Origin of the sequence: Microbacterium gubbeenense DSM 15944, assembly GCF_000422745.1 — a bacterium.
GTDB classification, from domain to species: Bacteria; Actinomycetota; Actinomycetes; order Actinomycetales; family Microbacteriaceae; genus Microbacterium; species Microbacterium gubbeenense.
Map to the genome: position 1 here is coordinate 1 of NZ_AUGQ01000059.1, position 2,277 is coordinate 2,277.

Here is a 2,277-nt window from a genome sequence, read left to right on the forward strand (position 1 = left end):
GACGGTGAGTGTGAGAACTTCCATCCTGGAAGACCTCGACCTCTATCCGCCGAACGCCGCGCGCACCCCGACTACACCGCTAATTACGAAGAGCCCGTTTATCGTTGGTTCCCGCACCTCGTCCGCGCCTTACGATCTCGCCGAGCATTACGCGACCGTCGGCAACATCACGATCGACGGGGAGACCGTCGACACGACCCGGAAGATGGGCAAGGGCGCGCAGGCGCGCGTGAGGCGGGTGGTCTGGCAGTACTCCCACAAGCGGAAACGACGCGACAACATCACGTTGAATAAGCAGATCGAACGGGCCGAGCAGATCGCCGCTGGCACGAGACCGGCGAAGAAGGACCGGTTCGTCACCCTCGGTGAGAAACCGACCGTGAACCAGGCGCGGATCGACAAAGCCCGAGAGTACATCGGGTTGAAGGGATACGTCACCAACCTCGCGATTGCGAAGGTCCCCGCCGCTGAGGTCGTGGCCGCTTATCACGACCTGTTCCAGGTCGAGGCGTCGTTCCGGATGGCGAAGACCGACCTCCGCGCGAGACCGATGTTCGCGTCGACCGCGGAATCGATCAGCGCGCACCTCACGATCGTGTTCTCAGCTCTCGCGATCAGCCGACACCTCTACGCGAGCAGCGGCGTGACCATCCGGCGGATCGTTCGGGCGCTTCGGCCGCTCCGCGACGTGACGATCAGCATCGACGGCCACCAGCTCACCGCGACCACCCCACCCGAAGGCGAAGCCGCCGACATCGTCGCCGCGCTCCAGCCGAGCCCGGGGCACTAGCCTGACACGATCCAGGACCGAGTGGGGCGGAGTTGTGCGACCTGTTCCGTCCGTTTGGGTTACGCCCTGTCCCGCTTGCTCCGGGAAGGTGCTCGGAAGAGCAAGGAGAGCGGCATCTTGTCGGAGCCCAACGCAAGGATGATGCCGACGGAAAGCGCGACGACGTAGCACACCGGGATGACCCATACTCCGAGGCGGTCGGCCAGCGGGTCGGCGACGAGACGCATGACCGGAAAGTGAACCACGTAGAACACGATCGATTTGCGTCCCACCCATTGGATGAATCGGACCACCGCGCTTTCGCCCACGGTGTCTGTTACTCGTGATGCGAGATTCGCGGTGGCCGCGATGAGCACGAGAACCGCCGGAATCGCGATGTCACGCGACTGGAAGTAGTGCTGCCCGATCTGGTGGGTTTTCCACAGCGACACTGCAGTGAATGCGGCGACAGCGATCCACCCGAGCGCGACGGGCCAGCCTCGCGCTTGGGTGACGCGCCCCATCAGCGGGCGTGCATAGTGTCCTGCGAAGAAGAACAGCGCGTAGTAATCGAGGTCCTGAATCTCGTAGGACACGGTGATCCGCGTAGCCAAGAGGATCGCAGGCAACGTCACCCACCACGGAAGCTTCGCAACGAGGGGCCCGGTCAGGTAGAACAGGATCAGGTAGGCGAGGAACCAAATGTAGCTGGGGGTGGCGAGGGCGAGGAAGTCGTCATGGTGAGCAGCGAGGAACCCGGGCCAGGTGAGAATGTGCAGCCCGCCCCACACCACGTACGGCCAGAGTAGTGACCGCGCTTTGCCGGCGTAATAGGTCCCGAGCGGCTTCGAAAGCGACCTGTGCAGGAGCATCCCCGACATGAACATGAGCGTCGGCATACGCCACGGGAGGAACACCTCGTTGAAGAGGAAGAGCCACTCGGGCATCCTGACCCCGTAGTAGTAGAACGGGATGCTTGACGAATGCCAGCACAGGAGAAGAAGGATCGCTGATCCGCGGAGGGTGTCCATCCACTTGAAACGCACCGACCCATCATCGACGAAGGGTGCTAGCGCTCCAAATCGGCGTCGTCTGCTGCGAACGTATACTGAACCACATGGGCATCGTTTCCAGAATCATGGTGGCACTCAGCGAGCGCGCCATGCGGTGTGGGCTGCTTCGTTGATTTCGGACAGTGGAGTTGATGGTGTCTCTTACGCTGCCAATGCTGGCTGCTGGTAACTGTAGTGGACCTCGTCGGGCCGCTGGTATCCGAGTGCGGAGTGTCTGCGGCGACTGTTGTAGAACCCCTCAACGTAAGCGATGACGTCGCGCCTGGCGCGCTCTTTCGTCGCGTAAACGGTGCGGTAGACACGTTCGTTCTTCAACGCGGAGAAGAACGATTCGGCCATCGCGTTGATGCTCCTATAGTTGTCAACTCGTGATTTCGCCGGTTCTCGGGTCGGTTTTGACGAGGTGGTAGACCTCGCGAATGACGTAGCGTTTGA

The 2,277-nt window shown here is 61.8% G+C and carries 2 protein-coding genes and 1 pseudogene; 1 reads left to right on the forward strand and 2 read right to left on the reverse strand.

Annotation, left to right across the window (positions count from 1 at the left end):
• Positions 1–790: IS1634 family transposase (locus G510_RS17015; RefSeq protein ID WP_425411301.1), on the forward strand; the 790-nt coding region annotated here is incomplete at its 5' end.
• A gap of 59 nt (positions 791–849) precedes the next feature.
• Here the strand turns inward: G510_RS17015 and G510_RS0113235 are convergent.
• Positions 850–1,815, reverse strand: coding sequence for an acyltransferase family protein (locus G510_RS0113235; protein WP_029153995.1), 966 nt, complete (start codon positions 1,813–1,815; stop codon positions 850–852).
• A gap of 168 nt (positions 1,816–1,983) precedes the next feature.
• A pseudogene (locus G510_RS0113240) lies at positions 1,984–2,187 on the reverse strand (integrase core domain-containing protein); the annotation flags it as partial.
• Positions 2,188–2,277: the final 90 nt, after the last annotated feature.